The organism is Geomicrobium sp. JSM 1781026 (assembly GCF_041949955.1).
Lineage (GTDB): Bacteria > Bacillota > Bacilli > Bacillales > Marinococcaceae > Geomicrobium_A.
This window is the reverse complement of record NZ_JBHFQF010000007.1, coordinates 70,575-88,494: the sequence shown is the minus strand read 5'-3', so window position 1 is coordinate 88,494 and position 17,920 is coordinate 70,575. Positions and strand designations below refer to the sequence as shown.

At 43.7% G+C, this 17,920-nt stretch carries 19 protein-coding genes; 3 read left to right on the top strand and 16 right to left on the bottom strand.

Annotated features, from left to right (window positions below):
* Window positions 1-215: 215 nt before the first annotated feature.
* From ACE1TF_RS13825 to ACE1TF_RS13780, 10 genes are all read right to left on the bottom strand, one after another.
* On the bottom strand, window positions 216-956 hold the full coding sequence (locus ACE1TF_RS13825; RefSeq protein ID WP_375017583.1) for an amino acid ABC transporter ATP-binding protein: 741 nt from the start codon (window positions 954-956) through the stop codon (window positions 216-218).
* A gap of 25 nt (window positions 957-981) precedes the next feature.
* Complete coding sequence (locus ACE1TF_RS13820; RefSeq protein WP_375017581.1) at window positions 982-1,677, bottom strand: amino acid ABC transporter permease; 696 nt, start codon at window positions 1,675-1,677, stop codon at window positions 982-984.
* An 80-nt stretch (window positions 1,678-1,757) separates the two neighbouring features.
* Complete coding sequence (locus ACE1TF_RS13815) at window positions 1,758-2,615, bottom strand: transporter substrate-binding domain-containing protein (protein WP_375017579.1); 858 nt, start codon at window positions 2,613-2,615, stop codon at window positions 1,758-1,760.
* Window positions 2,616-3,028: 413 nt separating this feature from the next.
* On the bottom strand, window positions 3,029-3,271 hold the full coding sequence (locus tag ACE1TF_RS13810) for an FxLYD domain-containing protein (protein WP_375017577.1): 243 nt from the start codon (window positions 3,269-3,271) through the stop codon (window positions 3,029-3,031).
* Window positions 3,272-3,473: 202 nt separating this feature from the next.
* Window positions 3,474-3,668, bottom strand: a complete 195-nt coding sequence (locus ACE1TF_RS13805; RefSeq protein ID WP_375017575.1) for a hypothetical protein — start codon at window positions 3,666-3,668, stop codon at window positions 3,474-3,476.
* A gap of 6 nt (window positions 3,669-3,674) precedes the next feature.
* A complete protein-coding gene (locus ACE1TF_RS13800) occupies window positions 3,675-3,809 on the bottom strand; it encodes a hypothetical protein (protein WP_375017573.1) in 135 nt (44 codons plus the stop codon).
* Window positions 3,810-4,514: 705 nt separating this feature from the next.
* Window positions 4,515-6,254 (bottom strand): DUF6020 family protein, encoded by a 1,740-nt coding sequence (locus ACE1TF_RS13795; protein ID WP_375017571.1) that lies wholly within the window; start codon window positions 6,252-6,254, stop codon window positions 4,515-4,517.
* The gene (locus ACE1TF_RS13790; RefSeq protein ID WP_375017569.1) at window positions 6,251-7,189 is read right to left on the bottom strand and encodes a glycosyltransferase family 2 protein; all 939 of its coding nucleotides are present in this window, start codon (window positions 7,187-7,189) and stop codon (window positions 6,251-6,253) included. The genes ACE1TF_RS13795 and ACE1TF_RS13790 overlap by 4 nt, the downstream gene beginning before the upstream one ends.
* Window positions 7,190-7,273: 84 nt before the next feature.
* Window positions 7,274-7,609, bottom strand: coding sequence for an EamA family transporter (locus ACE1TF_RS13785; protein WP_042398936.1), 336 nt, complete (start codon window positions 7,607-7,609; stop codon window positions 7,274-7,276).
* Window positions 7,596-7,955, bottom strand: a complete 360-nt coding sequence (locus ACE1TF_RS13780; protein ID WP_375017567.1) for an EamA/RhaT family transporter — start codon at window positions 7,953-7,955, stop codon at window positions 7,596-7,598. The genes ACE1TF_RS13785 and ACE1TF_RS13780 overlap by 14 nt, the downstream gene beginning before the upstream one ends.
* Window positions 7,956-8,203: 248 nt before the next feature.
* Here ACE1TF_RS13780 and ACE1TF_RS13775 point away from each other — a divergent pair, with 248 nt between their 5' ends.
* Window positions 8,204-9,196: a YncE family protein gene (locus tag ACE1TF_RS13775; RefSeq protein WP_375017565.1), complete on the top strand. Its 993-nt coding sequence runs from the start codon at window positions 8,204-8,206 to the stop codon at window positions 9,194-9,196.
* Window positions 9,197-9,233: 37 nt separating this feature from the next.
* On the opposite strand, the gene ACE1TF_RS13770 is transcribed toward ACE1TF_RS13775, so the two are convergent.
* The 4 genes from ACE1TF_RS13770 to ACE1TF_RS13755 all read right to left on the bottom strand — a co-directional run bounded on the left by ACE1TF_RS13770 (window position 9,234) and on the right by ACE1TF_RS13755 (window position 13,145).
* Window positions 9,234-9,740, bottom strand: a complete 507-nt coding sequence (locus ACE1TF_RS13770; RefSeq protein WP_375017563.1) for a sigma-70 family RNA polymerase sigma factor — start codon at window positions 9,738-9,740, stop codon at window positions 9,234-9,236.
* A 186-nt stretch (window positions 9,741-9,926) separates the two neighbouring features.
* Window positions 9,927-10,649: an SDR family NAD(P)-dependent oxidoreductase gene (locus ACE1TF_RS13765; RefSeq protein ID WP_375017561.1), complete on the bottom strand. Its 723-nt coding sequence runs from the start codon at window positions 10,647-10,649 to the stop codon at window positions 9,927-9,929.
* A 1,252-nt stretch (window positions 10,650-11,901) separates the two neighbouring features.
* Window positions 11,902-12,051 (bottom strand): hypothetical protein, encoded by a 150-nt coding sequence (locus ACE1TF_RS13760; RefSeq protein WP_193744669.1) that lies wholly within the window; start codon window positions 12,049-12,051, stop codon window positions 11,902-11,904.
* 2 nt (window positions 12,052-12,053) lie between these two features.
* A complete protein-coding gene (locus ACE1TF_RS13755) occupies window positions 12,054-13,145 on the bottom strand; it encodes a response regulator aspartate phosphatase (RefSeq protein ID WP_375017559.1) in 1,092 nt (363 codons plus the stop codon).
* A 319-nt stretch (window positions 13,146-13,464) separates the two neighbouring features.
* Between ACE1TF_RS13755 and ACE1TF_RS13750 the strand changes: the two genes are divergently transcribed.
* A complete protein-coding gene (locus ACE1TF_RS13750) occupies window positions 13,465-13,914 on the top strand; it encodes a hypothetical protein (protein WP_375017557.1) in 450 nt (149 codons plus the stop codon).
* Between the two features lie 60 nt (window positions 13,915-13,974).
* On the opposite strand, the gene ACE1TF_RS13745 is transcribed toward ACE1TF_RS13750, so the two are convergent.
* Window positions 13,975-15,243 (bottom strand): SLC13 family permease, encoded by a 1,269-nt coding sequence (locus ACE1TF_RS13745; protein WP_042398768.1) that lies wholly within the window; start codon window positions 15,241-15,243, stop codon window positions 13,975-13,977.
* Window positions 15,244-15,255: 12 nt separating this feature from the next.
* Entirely contained in the window at window positions 15,256-16,614 is a 1,359-nt protein-coding gene (purB, locus tag ACE1TF_RS13740) for an adenylosuccinate lyase (protein WP_375017555.1), read from the bottom strand.
* Window positions 16,615-16,830: 216 nt separating this feature from the next.
* Between purB and ACE1TF_RS13735 the strand changes: the two genes are divergently transcribed.
* On the top strand, window positions 16,831-17,826 hold the full coding sequence (locus ACE1TF_RS13735) for a LacI family DNA-binding transcriptional regulator (protein ID WP_081829088.1): 996 nt from the start codon (window positions 16,831-16,833) through the stop codon (window positions 17,824-17,826).
* The last annotated feature ends 94 nt before the right edge of the window (window positions 17,827-17,920 follow it).

Below are 17,920 nucleotides of genomic sequence, written 5' to 3'. Positions count from 1 at the left end.
GTTACCGAATACACCGCTTTTCCTGCAATTTTCTCCAACTTGAGAACAAGTTCGGCCCCAACTCGAACACAGTTTCCACTTTACCAAGCTTACCATTGGTTCTTGAAGGATTTATTTAGTTCAACTTATCTAAATTGCTACTACCTAGAAACCCCCAATTGCGCGTATGCGCGCTGTTGGGGGTTTTCATGACCTTGACTACCGGCGGCGCGTCGTTATTCTTCCTCAAGGAGGGATAAAAATGATTTTGTCCGCTCTTCTTGGGGATTGGTAATGACTTGATCCCCGTTACCTTCTTCGACGATGTATCCTTCGTCCATGAAAATGATCTTGTCTGCGACTCTTTTGGCGAAGTTCATTTCATGGGTGACGATCACCATCGTTTGTCCTTCGTTTGCTAACCCTTCAATCACTTTCAGCACACCTCTTACCAATTGCGGGTCGAGCGCAGAGGTAGGCTCGTCGAAGAGCATCACTTCCGGCTCCATTACTAATGCTCTAGCAATGGCGACACGCTGTTGCTGTCCGCCCGATAGGGCATCAGGGTATTTATGTTTGTGCTCAATCATGCCTACTTTTTCGAGCATCGCTTCGCTTTTCTCAATGAGCGTTTGTTTAGAATTTCGTTTCAAGGCGACCGGAGCGGTATATAAATTCTCCAATACGGTTTTGTGAGGAAACAGGTGAAAGCCTTGAAACACCATTCCTGAGTACTGGCGAATCTTTTTGATGTCTGCTTTTTTAATATCAGTGCCGAATGTTAACGCCGATGTCCCGATCGAAATTGAGCCGGCATCCGGAGTTTCTAATAAGTTTAAACACCGTAGCAAGGTGGTTTTGCCAGACCCCGATGGGCCAATTAGCGCAATCACTTCGCCTTTGTTCACTTGAAAGTCAATGGACTTCAATACTTCCGTTGGGCCAAATGACTTCTTTAGTGCCTGTACCTCAATCATGTGCGGAAACCTCCATGCCTCTTTTTTAGCTTAAATAGCGGTTATATCTCTTTTCCAAACGATCTTGGAAATACCCAATGATGATGCATACAGCCCAATAGATGAGGGCTGCGGTAATGTACATTGTCATGCTGTCATACGTTCTTCCTGAGATGAGCCTGGCGCTATACAACAATTCTTGTACTGTAATGACGGATGCTAGGGAGGTTCCTTTCACCACATCCATAAAGATGCTAAATGTCGGTGGCAATGCAATTCGGGTCGCTTGGGGGATAATGATTTTCGTCATCGTTTGGACGTAGTTCATTTGTAAAGATGCTGCCGCTTCCCATTGCCCTTTCGGCACAGACATGATGGAGGAACGAACGACTTCTGCGCTGTAGGCGGCGAAGTTCAAGCTGACCCCGACGATTCCGGCAACGATGGCGCTTGTGAATTCAATACCAATGACCGGAAACCCATAATAGAGAATAAAAATAAAGACGAGTAGTGGCGTTCCGCGCATAAAAGAGATGTATACCCGAGCCGGTAAGCGAAGAAACCAAAACTTTGACATGCGGGCGACGCCGAGCAGAATGCCGAGGACTAACGAGAAGAACATGCTGAAAGAAGCAATAATAACCGTGATCTTTAAACCTTCCATAAGGAAAGGTAAGGAGTCGACGGCTAGCTCGAAGTCATACAAATACTCCCATTGTATATTTGAAAACCACTCAAACATTTTTTCTCTCCTGACTTTATTGATGTAAGGAAATTCGTGAGCACTAAGGTAATGTGTCATCCGTCATGCTCACGACGCGTTTATCCTTCTAAACTAACGATGTCCGCATCATCATTTGGTTGTGAGACATCCTCTCCGAGAAATTCATTTGAAAGTTCAGCGACATAGCCTTCTTCAATCAGTTCGTCGATGACGACACTTAACTCATCGCGAAGCGCTTCGTTCCCTTTAAGCAAGGCAATGGCGCTTTCTGTTGCGTGGTAACGTACATCTTCAGCTAATACAAGATTGTCGTCACCAAACTCTTCGAGGGTTTGGCCGAGCACGAGGTAATCATTTAAATACGCGCTTTGATTTCCGTTCAATACGTCTCTTAAAATGGCTTCGGTTCCGCCATCATAAGCCGTACCATCTGCGCCAATATTATCGGCAAAGATGGCGTAGTTGCTCGTTAGAGAGCCGAGAGCGACCTCCACACCTTCCAAGTCATGAGCAGAAGTAAAGTGGTCCACGTCTTCCGCCCGTACAATCGCTGAACCATACGAATATTTGTGCGGTTCTACAAAGTCAAACGTCTCCAACCTTTCTTCAGTAATTGCAAAATCGTGTGCAGCCACATCAATTTGCCCATTTCTTAAAGCAGGTAGAATGCCATCAAAGTCCATCGTGCTAAATTCAATGTCTAAGTCCAGACGATTTGCTACTTCTCTGACTAATTCAACTTCAAAACCGGTTAATTCGTTATTTTCATCCATGTATGTGATTGGCGCGTATGTCCCTGATGTACCGACCACTAGTGTTCCTGAATCTTGAACATCTGTCCAAGACGTGTCGCCGTCCCCAGCTTCGCTACCCGTATCTTGTTCGTTTTCCCCACCGCATGCAGCTAGCATTACCGTGGCCATTCCTAGGTAAAATAATAATCCGCTCTTCTTCATCCTCATCCACCCACTTATTTTATAATGCATATCAGTTTACTTGGTTTAAAGTAGCACCTTATCAGAAAATTGTCAATGGTTTGGGCGTGGGATGGGGTGCTTTATGTATGGGGGTGATTTAGAAAAGGCTTAGACAAAAAGTTATAATAATGCTAAAGCCTAATCCGTGTTTATAAAAGTACAAGTAATATAAAGTAAAAAAAGTAGGGATATAGTATATTTTCAATAGTGATAGTATGAAAAAGTTTAGTGTAGCATTTGCATTTGTATTGGCAATTAGTTTCTCTTCAGTAGGCATTGGTGAAGCACAGGAGGTAAGTCCTGATGGCAAAGTTGATTCAATCTTTTAATGCAATTAGAAAAAAGCTTGCCAGCACCCCTTTGCTGAGCAAGCTTTTTCTGTTTTAATGATTCTATTCCTCAAACACATACCCATACCCGCGTACATCAACGTCAGCGACCTCGCTCAAGCTATATGGATAGTAGTTAAGGTAGGCTTCGAACGTCTGAGTTTGTCCAGGCTTGAGTGTTTCAATATAGCTAAATGTGATACTCAAAAGTTCCTCGGCGTCATCGTACGTAGCAACAGCAACATCAACCATGTCGACAAACTCGTCTGTTTGATTTTCGGCTCGTCCAATTACGCCTTCCCCCATTTATGTGCGTTTCAAGTAGGTCTAGTTCATAGGCATCCCCATATGTACGGTCGGTGAGGAAGAGGGTGAGCTCATGACCTTCAATGCTGTCATCTTCTCAGAATGTTTGCGTGAATATCCAAGCGGTTTCGCCTGGTTCTACTGTTTGTGGAATGTTTGTTACATTTTCATTGACATCGACCATGCCCCCATCAGAATTGAGCTATGTTAGACTGCCATCGATATTGACAGCTTCGTCGTTATCGTTTTGTACTATAGCAAAGAACATACTCATAAAGTCTTCAGAGTACTCTCGTTGCCAAGATTCACTTGATTCCAATAGTATCGTTATTTCGCTGGATGTAGGGCCTTCAGCAATTTCTTCCTCCTCTTCCTCAGCAGGCTCTTCCCCTTGCACATCGTCTTAATCATCTTCCACTTCTTCTGTATTTTTCTCTGTCGTCGCCTCTGCTTCTTCGACCGTTGGTGCCGCGTCACCAGTGCACGCTGCAAGTACGACTGCCGAAGAAAGTGCCGTTAAAGCAAACATCTTCTTCAATAAAATTCTTCCTCTGTTAAGACTATAGTATTCATAATATTTATATAATAATAGTGTAGCCTATATATTAGAATGTTACTAGCTAAATATTAGGTTTATGTGCCTATTATTTTATGATGATGTGAGAGAGCACGATGAGTTTATGGCTAAAGAGCAAATAATCTAATTCACTCAACATAAATCGTTATCGTAGCAAGTATAGGTGTTAAACAAGAGCGTACATCTGACCAGTGAGCGCAGATTGGCAGTGTGATCGGCCTAGCCCGTTCTCCGTAGCAGAACCCCAAATTCCCATCGGCGCGAGCTGCGCCGAACCCAGACCGGTTTTGTTTTGGCCCCGCTGGGGCCGACAGGTTGCCAGTCGTTTGGCTTCAATCTGAGCGCAAGTTGGAACAAACTGCGATCAAGTTTCGCGAAATGAGCGCTAAAATCGTTAATAAAAGCAAACTTGCGCGCAGAACGTGTAAACTAGAGCGCAGATTGAGGTGTTAAGCGACTGTGCACGAGCCACGCCTCTGGACTTGACTGTCGATAGCTCTTCAGCATAGTTTTGCCTTAAAACTGTTACCTAGTTAATACCATCTGTGCTCAAGTTTTCATCATTATTCCGCTCAACGGAACCCTCACCTCAACTCGGTAACAGAATGAACGCCGCCCCGCTCCATCACACAGAAAAACCCCCGCACGTTGCGTGCGGGGGTTCGATCATTCGCGACGGTATTTTCCGAGCGAGAACAGGGCGACGACGAATAGAATAAAGTAGTTTCCGAGCAGGTATCGGAAGTCTTGGGCCGGTATGGCTGCAAGCATCGTTGCCCAATTGAGCAGTACTGGGGCGCTGACAACGAGTGCGGTCATGCCGTTTTTGATCACGCCTGCTGCGGTAATGAGAATGAGCAGCAAGGCGAAGAGAGCAGGGCGCCAAAGGAGCTCAAGGGTGTACTCTTCGGTATATTCGAGATAGCTCATCAGCTCGGTGTGTAGCCGATCGCTGACGGGGTTCATTTCAATGCCATGTTCGTTATCAAAGACTCTATGTGCGTAGGCGGCTGTATACCCTTGTTCAGGCAGGTGAACTTGCCAGACGACGGATGTTTGCAATAGGTAGCCATCAACTGCTAGCCCAAAGTTACCTGAGACAATTCCAGCCCAATTGCGAATATATTGGGGGATTTCTTCAGCCAGCTTCTCTCGATTTAAATCATCATGGAATTTAATATGGTCCGACAAAAATGGATGGTAAGCTTCTTTCCAAGTTTCAATTGGCATTAACCGTTCCAAATAGGCTTCTTGTTCGTCTGTAAGCTCCCCTTCGTTATTAAGGATGTAGCCAATCTGTTGATGCGGGATACTGAGCGACTCAATTGATTGAGCGGAGTTAACGCTCATAGCATCAAACACGGGCCCCGTAATGATTACATACGTGAGAACAGTGGTACCTATAGGTATAATGATTCTCTTCCAATGCTTGAAATAAAATATCCCAAGAATTAATAATGAAACAATTACAATCGGTAGACCGTTATTTCTAAAGAAAGAAAGCATGATCATAGTAATTGTTAGGAGGATAATTGATCGCCATGAGAGCAACCATTTACCTTTTGACATTACGATGTTCATAAAGAAAACTGTAAAGAGCATTAAGAAGATACTATAAAGAACGTCTTTCCAAAAAGTTACAGCATAGATGCCCGCCGCAGGCAAAATTATGAAGAGCGCAGTTGCTATTATGAGTGGCAAATAAGGTAGTCCAATTCTTCTCAATGAATACATGCTGTAACCGTAGACGCTAGCTAGTACGAACACTTGGAAAAGGGTAACGACTGCAGGATTATCCCAAAATGTTGTTAAGATCATAGTTAAAGTTGTATAAATCATTGGATGCCAGTTACTAAAGTCGTGGTCTATGGACTGACGCCAATGGTTGAAGGAGTCGGGCGTCATTGGACCAGGGAAAAATCCAAACCAATAGACGGTGCCCATTATAATGACTGGAATAGCGAACCATAGGATGACAAGTTTTGACGGCATTTCTTGCTGCCAACTAATACGCCAACTCACGTTAATAATCGTATACAAGATCGTCCATGAAAGGACTGCATATGTGAGGATGGCGAGTGTTGTAATTGGAAATATGCCAATACTTCCTCCGATTTCAAGGTGCTCCATCTCTCCAGCTGTACTGAAATAAAACAGATAAGTCATTAGAGCAACAACAATGAAATGATATGGTTTGAATAAATCTAAAAGAAACTTACGCCCGTTATGATAAAGCTGATGGAAAAATAGAAGATACATGGTTATGAATAGTAGTGTAAAGATAATAAGCCTTGATGGTTGCTCCTCCCATGTTATATATACAGGCTCAAACAACGTCAGAATCGTACGACCGCTGATCACGCCCAATAGGATGGCAAGTAACAGGTAGGTGATTAATCGTTTCATCTTAAATCTCGCCTCAACTCACTAGCAATTCTATTTAGCTCAACTTCATATTGCTTTTTCTGATTTGCTGCTACTGTGTCGAGAATAAGCCCACAAATTATGGCTAGGACACTAAGAACAATTAGCCCAACGGCAAGGATTGCTGAAGGGATTTTCGTAATAAAGTCAGTTTGGAAAAACTCAACAATAACTGGAATCCCAGCAGCTAAACCGAGCACAAGAAAAAGAACACTCCAAATCGTGAAAAAAGAAAGCGGTTTGTATTCTTTGAACAATGTGAAGATCTTACGCAACACTTTGAACCCGTCCGAATACGTGTTCAGTTTCGATTCACTGCCTTCTGGCCTGTCTTGGTAGTCAATGGGTACTTCTTTCACATTCAGGCGCTTGTCCAACGCATGAATCGTCATTTCCGTTTCAATCTCAAAGCCTGGACTCATGACCGGCATCGTTTTTACGAATAACGGATCAAACGCCCGATAACCTGTCATAATGTCTTTCACGTCGCTCTTGTATAGGAAGTTAATCGTATTCTTTACGAGATTGTTCCCTAAGTCATGGAAGGCGCGTTTGTTCTCGTCGGTATATGTACCGTTCGATAACCGGTCACCGATGACCATGTTTGCGTTACCTTGTATAACGGGTTCGATGAGCTCGTGAACGAAAGTTGCTGGGTAGGTAAGGTCGCCATCAACGACGACGTAGCAATCGGCGTCGATGTCGCGAAACATGGAGCGGAGCACGAACCCTTTGCCTTGGCGGGTTTCGGTTCGTACGATCGCTCCATGTGCGCGGGCTACTTCTGATGTTTTGTCTTTTGAGTTGTTGTCGTATACGTAAATCGCTGCGTCAGGCAGTTCGCTTTGGAATTCGTCAATGACGGCACCGATCGTCTGTTCTTCGTTATAGCAGGGAATTAATATGGCTACGTGCATGGTGATACACCCCGTTCTTCTGTGACTAAATGCCTCTATTAGTATATCAAAACACGTCAACAAGCACACACAATAATTTACAAATTATAGGACTAATAGCCAAGCTCCGACAAGGATGAAGATGGCACCAACAAGTTTCCTGCCGGTAATGGCTTCTTTAAGGAACAAGTAGGAGATGATGAATGTCCATAAGTACGTAATGGATGTGAGCGGGAACACGACGGTAAGGGGGAGATACTGCAGCACGTAAATGTTGAGCAGTGCCCCGAACCCGTAAAACCCAGCGCCTATACTTAAGTTCATGATAAATGTTCGGTGCAATCCGATGCCCCGGCTCGTTGCCCGTTTAAAGAAGTAAGCCCCGATGGAGCCGAGCAGTGTGAATACGAGGATAAGGCCAATCCAACTAATGATCGCCACCCCCAATTAATACCGCGCCACACACGATTAGAATTGTGCCGGCAACATTTGCGATGGACAACGTTTCTTGCAAGAAGAATACGCCAAGAAATACAGCGACGACATAGCCGATGCTAAGCAGCGGATGCAATACGGACAATGCGCCAAATCGAAAGGCAATGATCATAAGAACGGCGCCAGCGCCGTACAACATAAACCCAGATATAAGAAAGGTATTTAGTTCTGATCCAGAGAGCTTCCAAAAGAATTGTCCAAATGCTGTAGAGAATGAAGCGCAAATCATAAGTGTTATGCCCAACCAATTGCTGCGAAGTGAGGTGGTAAGCCGATGTATTATAGTCGTCATCTAACGTTCATCTCCTCATCTATAGGATATTTTACGTGATCTAGCGGGAGAAGGGAAGGTGAGAATTCGACAGTTTTTTCCATTATTTATAAAGGTAATGTTTTTTAATTCGTTCACTAACAGGATATGGACCTTTCTCATATCGTTTATCGGGATGTCCAATTGTTGGGTGAGAAAGATAGGGTACCTTCCCACACTACTGTCAATTGTCGACATATGCTGTATGTAGTAGAAAGGAGTGTACTTGGGTGAGTATAGAAATTACGATTAATCTTATTAACGGTCCGGGGAACGTGCCCCCGCCAACGCCGCCGACCGCCCCCACATCCCCGACGAGTCCAACACCACCGGTTCCGGCAGTTTGTGGAAGGGTGTTTGTCGGTGTGGATGGAACGTTATACGTCATTGATGCGGTGACGGGTCTAATCATTGATCGTATTGAATTGACTGATGGCTCGAATGCTTTGAATGTAACGGTAAATCCGTTTAGAGAGCAAGTGTACGTGTCAACAGGCTTAGACAGGTTATTCATTATTCTCGATGTGCGTACGCTGACGATCGTCGCAAACATTGCCTTAGGGTATCAAGTGAATGAAGCAACGTATAGTCCAATTGACAACCTTATTTATGTCAATGCCGGTTCAGGATTCATTGACATTCTTGATGGGGATACGTTCGAGCAAGTAGAGAGAATTACCGGTTTGAATACACCTGCACGAGTGGTCTATGATTCGCGTACGAATTATGTGTATTCTACAAATAACTTATCTAATGATGTTGTTGTCATTGAAGGAACAAATGAAATACTACGAATTGTTGTCGGGCGAAGACCAAATCAAATTGCTTTGAACCTTGTAACGGGACTGATTTATGTTTCAGTAAGTGGTGAGGGTTCTATTGCAGTTATTGATACGACTACAAATACTGTAATAGAAAACATTTCAGTCGGTGCAACTCCTTATGGAATAGCTGTTGATACGATTACAAACCGAGTGTATGTCGCAGTGTCGGGCAACAATGTCAATGTATACGATGGCGCAACAAATCAGCTTATCGATACATTATCGGCGGGTGGGTTTACCTGGGGCGTTGCCCTAACACCGACTTTACAACGAGGGTTTGTGACGAACCGCAATAGTCGGACTGTGTCAATGATTGATCTGACTACGGATGAAGTGCTCGCTGACATCCCGGTAGACGGAACGCCGATAAACATCACCGCACTAGAATTTATATGTTAAAAAAGAGGGTGCCCTTTTCCGGGCATCCTCTTTTACTTTAAAGCTCGAAAGTCAACGTTCTCAACTTCTTTAATGCACGTTTACGCCAATCTTTTACTGCATCAACCGTAACTTTGTGTTTTTCCGCAATCATCCTTGGCGGCAAGTCGTTCACGCTGTGCTCTACGACCCAAATGCTTTCTTTTTCACTTAAGTGAGGAAGAATCTGTTGTAACCATTCATCATCATTCTTTTCGTCGACGTGGCCAAAATCATCGTCATGCTCCCCAAACTCAGTCGGTTGATGTCGGTTCGTGTAGGTTGATTCTTTTCGTAGATGCGTCAACATTTCATGTTTTACGCAAAGTTTGGCATACGCCGGAAAAGGTCCCCTTGCTGTGTCGTGTGTTTCGTATGCTTTCCATAAACCGATATACCCGACTTGCATAAACTCCTCGTGGTTTTGGTAGATCTGAAGTCGGTGCAACGTAGCTTTAATTAGTCTGGTGTAGTGCTCATAAACAACCTCGAAAGTGAACTGTTGACGGATCGATTCGTGTGACACTGAAAAACAACCTTCCAGTGACGGATCCGCCCCGATAGATTTCTCGAGATAAGACCATTATACCTTTATATATGAACAAAGTCTCTTTATTTTATGTAAAAATAAGAATAATTAGTTAGTATTTCTAGTACTTATATCTGGCATAAAAAAAGCTGACCTGTCTTCAGGTCAGCCGAGCGGGAGTGGTTACGCTGAAATTCCACCATCAACGGGGATTGTAACCCCTGTAATATAATCTGCACCATCGCTAAGTAAAAACAATACGCTATTTGCGATGTCTTCCATTTTTCCGAGTCTGCCCATCGGGATGGATGCGGCAATTTCGTCTTGTGTTTCAGGATCAATATTGCGGATCATCGGTGTGTCCACACTGCCGGGTGCTACGGCATACTCGAGCGCGGCTGACTTTGTGAAACCGATCACGCCGTGTTTTGATGCGGAGTATGAACTCATGCCCTTTGTGCCATCTAAACCCGCTCCAGAAGCCGTACTTACAATTTTGCCTCGACCGGCCTTGACCATTTCAGCAAGTACATATTTCATGCCGTACATCGAGCCGAGCAGATTGATTTCAATCGTTTTTTGGATCTGTTCAATCGGCTGTTCGGCAAGATTGGCAGTGTCACCAACAATGCCAGCGTTGTTGAAAAACAAATCGATCTTTCCATGCATCTCTATTGTTTTATCCACATAATTCTTCACATCATCAGCGGACGTAACATCCGCTCGTATGAAGGTGGCTGTCCCGTTGTTGTTAATAATTTCTTCAACCGTTTCTTTGCCACCGTCTTCAACAATATCTACCGCTACGACACATACACCTTGCGCGGCGAGCTTCGCGGCAACCGTTCGCCCCATACCGCTTGATGCACCTGTAACAATTGCTACTTTGTTCGTAAATTCACTCATCTATATAGGATGAACTTAACATTTTCATGATTGCACCGTTTGTTGTTGCTTTCCAATGCAGGCGGATGCTTGCACTCCAGAGCACAAGTGCAACATCGGTGGCCAAAGTACGCCCACCGTGTTTTCTTGACAATCCGTAGCATAAGGGCGACATCGATGGCGAACTCCTGCCTAGAGGTCACTAAAAAAAGAGAAATTAAAAATCATATAAAAGTGTTTGCCTTGATATAAATGGTGAAAATTCCATCATAGATCAGTCTATGATGGAATTTTCTTCATTTAAGAACATTTTTCGTCAGGAATCCCCACATAGAAAGGCGATATTCCCACATAGACGCTTCTATGATGGGATTCTTAACGATCGTAACACGATAAATTGTTGATATCCCCACATAGATGTAACCAATACATCGAGTTAACGAGTCACTTATGAAGAGACACGTTAACTTTTCAGCGCCGCCCGTGCTACGGTGTGTGGAAAGAAGTCCAAATGCCCCATATATTCATATTTGTGACATTTGAGAAAGAAAAATCATGATTTTAAACGTGAATGCGCACATAAACAGTGTCAACTGTCACAAATCGTGCGATTTGTGACAGTTGCGTGCCGCAAGTGCCCGGTTTGAAGGCTGGATTGTCACATACGTAATCGACTGTCACATGCTTGTGGCAGGTGGTGAGCCTTGGTCACGACTTTTTACTCTTCGGCAAACGTTTTTCGGGTTGCCCCCAACCCTTGCAGTGACGAACAACGATTGGCAACGAGATGAATTTCAACACGCAATATGCAAGCACTCACCCGCAAAGACCCCTCTCGGTCATCCGATTCAGTGAATTTCTTTAGTTCAACTCATCTAATCACTCTTTTCATATAGTAGTTAGTGACTATCTAACCTTATTTTCAGAAAATGAAACAATCGAATCGTAAACAGGGATCAAACAGTTAGAAATATAGAGGGAATGTGGGTTGGTTTGCCTACTTGTGGATAGATTGGGTATATAGGTGATACGGTCCGTGAGTTTATCCACAAACAACCAATGCTACTGAAGAGGTGGCGACTCAAAACCAAATAGTCCACGGCATGCGGGTTATGCATAGGGTAATCGAATGGCCTACACTGAGTACGCTTGGTATAGAGGTGTGTGCAAGTGTCCACTGAATAGCCATGACCTATGCGTTTCATTCAATGACAAGTTAAAACCCCCTGGTGATGATCACCAGGGGGTAGGGGGGACGTTTTGTTATTTAAAATTACAATTTGCCGTCAGCTTTTGATTGGATACCGATGCTATCGAACACTGTGACATCAGCTTGTGCGTCTGTTCCGAAGTCGCCACCGGATGCGCCAACGCCAATCGTTAATACTGCAGCGAGTGAAACCGTCAAAAATAGTTTCTTCATATTTATTCAACTCCAATTGAATTTTGTTTAATGCGGAGCTCATTCGCAATTTTTAAATAGTGTAAAGAGCACTGAAACTCACCATGATCTTCTAGGATTTTGGCAATTTGTTCAGCTGCCTCTGTCGCTTCAAAGTAAAGTTCGTGATCAATCAGCTGGGTAACCCCTTCCTCAATGAGTTCGAGGTTGTAAATATCGACATAAAGTCCACGTGTAATTTTGTTCAATGCTGTAAATTCGACCATACTGTATTGTTCAGCAGCAATTTCTGCGTCCCTCAGCATTGCTAACCCCTCAGGGTCTTGAAGTCGCATGAGAATATTAGCTAGGTTGGTTTTGGTTTTGATGCCGATTAATGTCTCTGATTGATTTCCAGTATAAAGAGAGTCAAAGAGCAATTGCTTTGCACTCTCAAGTTCATTGTGGCGTTCTTTATGAAGGCCATATGCTCTCAGTAACAAAGAACGAGTATATTCGTCTAAGCTGGTATTAGCTAGACTCGCATTAAATGTTTCCTCTGCCTTATCATAAAAGTTAAGCTCCGAGTATATGGCTGATTGTAGGAAATTACACGTATGCACTCGATCAGCATGTTGTGGACTTTGGGAAAATAGCTCTTTTGCTTGATTAAAATAGGAAGTAGCGTGCATATATTGGTTAATACGATAGAATCCTTGTCCAAGCAAATAGTAGAACTCGGCTTTCTCCAAGTCACTAACATTTACAAGAGAGAGCTCAGCTTCTTGAAAATGCCGAAGTGCCAACAAATAACGTTCCTTGTCGAATTCTTGTCTACCTTCCATATAATGATACAAATATTTAAGCACGTTATCGGTATCAGTAATGGATTCGTCAACGATTGCTTTGTCTTGGCCTAACGGTCGATGGAGAATCTCTTCTGTGAGAATCTTGTGACGAAAATCGACGAGTTGATAGTACGTTTGCACCTTCTTGTCGGGAATTACATGTCTGCGCAATTCCTCCGTGTACGTTTTCTTCTGTTTTGCCCCGGCAATGTCGTGCTGAACGATGGCGTTGTACCACTCGCCAATCGCTCCGACGAGCATGTCCGTGGATGCAGCTGTTTCGGTCATCAATAACCTCCCATCTAGCAATCCTCGATCTTGCTGTGTGTCGAGTATACAAAATTGTGTCGAAGAATGCTATATTATCTGATTAATAAAAATATTATTTCCAAAAAACTGACAAGAGTCGTCGTTGTTCGTCAAATTCTTACAGTGATCTTGCAAATATGTGAAAATTTAACATATGTCGTAAAAGTTATCAATTATAGAAAACAATAGAGTCTAGGTTATCATAGCAAAAAATTCACCGCTCGTCACTTAACGTGACTCGGTCTTCTAACAAGCCGTGCGTGCATACGTTTATGAGGGATATGAAAGGAGATGACGCATGAGAAAATGGACCGCTTTCTTATTCTTCATATTAATGGCCGGGTGTTCAGGTGGCGACGATGAAGTGAAAGGCGTGGCAGAGGCATATTACGAGCGAATGCTTGCGGAAGATTACGCGGGCGTGCATGACATGATCCACGACGATTTCCTCGAATTCATCGGCTTGGAAGACAAACAAGAATTCCAAGAATACTTCTCCGGCGGGGACATGTTCGCCACAGAATTCGACGTCGTTGATGTGATTCCGATGGAAGAAACCATCTTGAGTTCCGCGTATGAAACGTCGAACTTCTCAGCCGGCGTCGCCGAGCACGAAGACATTTATTTGGCGCGAGTGGAGTTGTTGTACGAAGAAGACGGCGGACTTTATCCAGGTGTCGACGATGTGCTGCTTGTAAATGAAGACGGGGAGTGGCAAGTGTTGGTTGTGTTTAGTATGTTTAATTGAGGTACAGAAGAAGACCCTCCGTACGAACGTTATCGTGCAGAGGGTTATGAACTATAGTACTTACTGGAATGGCCAAATTAATGGAACGATCGTGACGCAAATGATGAGTTGAATAATGAGAAACGGCAACCCACACTTGATGTAATCGAGGAATGTGTATTGACCAGGTCCAAAGATCATCGTGTTCGGGGGAGTTCCGATCGGTGAAGCGTACGCGGCAGAAGCGCCTACGCAAACGGTCATGAGAATTCCTTTCGGATCAACACCCATACTAGCTGCGATAACGAGGCCAATGGGAGCCATAAGGGCGGCGGCCGCGGTATTGGACATGACTGACGTTAATAGCGCTGTAACACAAAACAATAGCGCAGTAATAAGGTAAGGCCCTGCGCCTTCACCGGCCAGTGTGAGAACAAAGTCTGCGATCATCTGCGCTGCACCTGTATCAGCCAAGGCAGTCGCCATTGGCATCATGGCTGCGACGAGAATAATTGTAGAAAAATCTAGGGATCGATACGCCTGCTTTTCCGTCATCGTTCTAGTGATGATAATGATCATCGCCCCCATAATGGAAACGATGTGAAGCGGAATGCCGATTTGTGATTCGAATACCATAAAAAGTACCGCAGCAATGAGAACGGAAACGGCGATGATTTGTTTGGTGATACTTTCATTTTTAGGTTCTTCGAGCTCTTCAGCAGTCGAATCTTCTTTCATGCTCTGATGATCGGGAATTAGCCGATATCCGATCGTCATCATGTAAATGATGCCAATAATGGTAAGGGGAATGCCGATGTAAGCGAATTCAAAAAAGCCAAACACAGGCACATTTTCATTCTCCATAACACCTTGAACCGCTAGGTTACCGTTTGTTCCAACGAGTGTAATCATCCCACCGAGTGCAGTTGCATAGGCGAGAGGCATGAGAAGCTTCGATCTAGAAAAGCCGGCAGTAGCCGCAATGGCTATGACAATCGGCATCATAACGGCGGTAGTGCTTGTGTTCGACAGGAACGCTGACAAGCCAGCACCAATAATCATAATGGCTAAAAGCAATTGTTTTTCAGTTTTTGCGAATTTTGTAATGATGTTTCCCATTCTTCTAGCGATGCCTGTTTCGAACAGTGCAGCACCAATAATGAACATACCTGTTATGAGCAACACAACGTTGTTTGTAAATCCAGCAAATATCGTGTCAGCATCAATAACACCTGTGATGTACAACAACATGGTTGCTAGAAGAGCAGTCATTGCCACTGGAATGACGCCAGTTAAGAATAGAATTGCTGCCAGCAGCAAAATGAGTAATGTAATCATTGCGGCACTCATTTACATACCTCCTTAGATTGACCGGTGCGCCCAACGTTTGTGAACACGATCTACAAATGTTTTGCTCAATCCGATGTAGCTTTTCGGGTCTAACAAGTTTCGAATTTCCTGCTCTGAAATATGTTCAGTAATGCGCGAATCTTTAACGGCAATGTCTGCGAGTGGTTGATTTTCTTCGAATGCCTTCATCGAAACATCGTAAATAAGGTCATGGGCAGTGTCGCGACCGACAAATTCTCCAAGAGATAACATGAGATTCTCTGAAACGATTAAGCCTTGCAGTTGATTAAGGTTGCGCTCCATGTTGTCTGGGTACACAATCCAGCGGTTTAATACGCCGGTCATCTGTTCAATGCCACCACTCGTCAACATGCAAATCTGTGGAATATACGACCATTCCGTCGTCCAAAACGTCATGTCTCGCTCGTGTTCTTGGATCATGGCATCAAAACTCAAACTTGCATTTCGTTGCACGAGTCTTGTAAGCCCGACGACGTATTCACAGATCATTGGATTACGTTTGTGAGGCATGGTGCTACTCCCGACTTGCCCCATTTTGAAACCTTCTTCAATTTCCCCGATTTCTGATTTCTGTAGATTGATAATTTCATTCGCGATTTTCCCTATCGTCCCTGAAATCATCGCAATAATACTTGAGAATTCAGCAAGGCCATCTCGTTGTACATGCCAAGTAATGGTAGGTTGTTCTAAATTTAAAGATTCACAAAATGCTTGTTGAACATCTAAACCATCCTCGTGGATGGAAGCAAGCGTACCTGCTGCACCGCCCAGTGAACCAACGAGATACCGTTTTTTGCCGTCTTCTAGCCGATCAAGGTGTTTCCCAATCTCATCAGCCCAAATTGCGATTTTGTAACCTAACGTAATGGGTAATGCATGCTGACCATGAGTTCTTCCTGGCATGACAGTTGATTCATGCTCTTTTGCCAGCTTTAATAGTTGGTCTAACAGGCTACGAAGTTGCTTTTCTAATAAAATTTGTGCATCTTTCATTTGCAGGACTACGGCTGTGTCCATGATGTCTTGTGTAGTCGCCCCCCAGTGAATGTATCCACTCGCTTTGCCGCCAACCATTTTCGTGAAATGACGAATTTGTACGATGAGTGGATGTGTCGTATCAACAATTCCTTCTCGGATGGCTACCTTATCAAACTTAGAAACATCCGCATTCTTTTCAATTTCGTCAGCGGCTTCCTTTGGGATAATCCCAACTTCAGCTTCAGCTTTTGCTAGAGCAATCCAAGAATTTACCCACTTTTGTAATAATTGATCGTCTGAAAAGATTTCGCGCATCTCTTCAGACACGTAGATCCCTCTTAAAAGCTCTGAATCTAGCACACTAGATGTCATTATAACTCCTCCATATCATTATAGGAAAACGATTTCCTTTAAGGTAAAAAAATAAAAAATATACGGTATATATTTTCAAGAAAACGTTTTCCTTTTGTTAGTATAAAATGTAAGATAACTGTTGTTGTTTGTCAATATGTTATTTGAGAGAGATATATTTTTCCACGTGTTATAATCTTTCTACATGACATACTGCATGAAGGAAGTGGCGTTGTATTGAGTACATTAAAGGACGTAGCTAGATTGGCGGGCGTGCACCCTTCGGTCGTATCGAGAGTGCTAAACAATGATGAACGTTTGCATATTAAAGAAGAAACGAGAACGAGGATTTTCGAATCGGTGAAAAAATTGAACTATCGCCCGAACAGCGCGGCGAGAAGTTTGAAAATGAATCAATCAAACATGATTGGCATGGCGATTCCTGACTTTCGTAACCCTGTATACTCGAGCATTATACATGGTGCTGAAGATGAGGCGATGGCGAAAGGGTATCATTTGCTCGTCTATAGTATGAAGCAAAAGGCACCGTTGTCCGCATCGTTATTAAAAGAACGCATTGATGGACTGTTAATTGCGACTTCAGATTTTCACGATGATGAGATTGCTCGGGTTGCTAACACTGACAAGCCGTTTGTCCTAGTCAATCGACTTATTGAACAATCCCAACAGTACGTTGTATTAGAGGATTACCTTGGAGGGGAAATGGCGACACGGCATTTGATTGACTTGAACCATGAACACATTGCTCATATTGCTGGACCACTTAATACAGGTACGGCGCTCCAACGGTACGATGGCTACAAACAGACAATTAAAGCAGCAGGCATTTCTTTTCGATCTCACTATGTACAAGAAAGTGATTATACAATGGAGGGTGGGTACGAGGCGATGGGGAAGCTATTATCCTTAAGAACCCCACCGTCAGCAGTTTTTGCATCAAACATTATGGTTGCTATGGGAGCAATGAAAGCGATCCGTGAACACGGAATGGACGTGCCTGGCGATATTTCTGTGATCGGAATTCATGATGTGTTTTTTGCATCAGGCTTATCACCCACACTTACAACCGTAAAGATGCCGCTATACGAAATGGGAGTGGAAGCAGTCAAAGAACTAATTAAAGCGATTCAAGACAAAAATTATAAAATGGGAGGAATTACTATCCCTGGCGCAACACTCATTAAACGAGAGAGTACGAGTGAGTGCCCATGATGCCGTTAAGGCACGGGCTAACCAGCGAAATCTTGCCCGGTTTGCAGTGGACAATTCAACTCTCCTCAGCAAAGAGCATCTGCATGCCCATTAA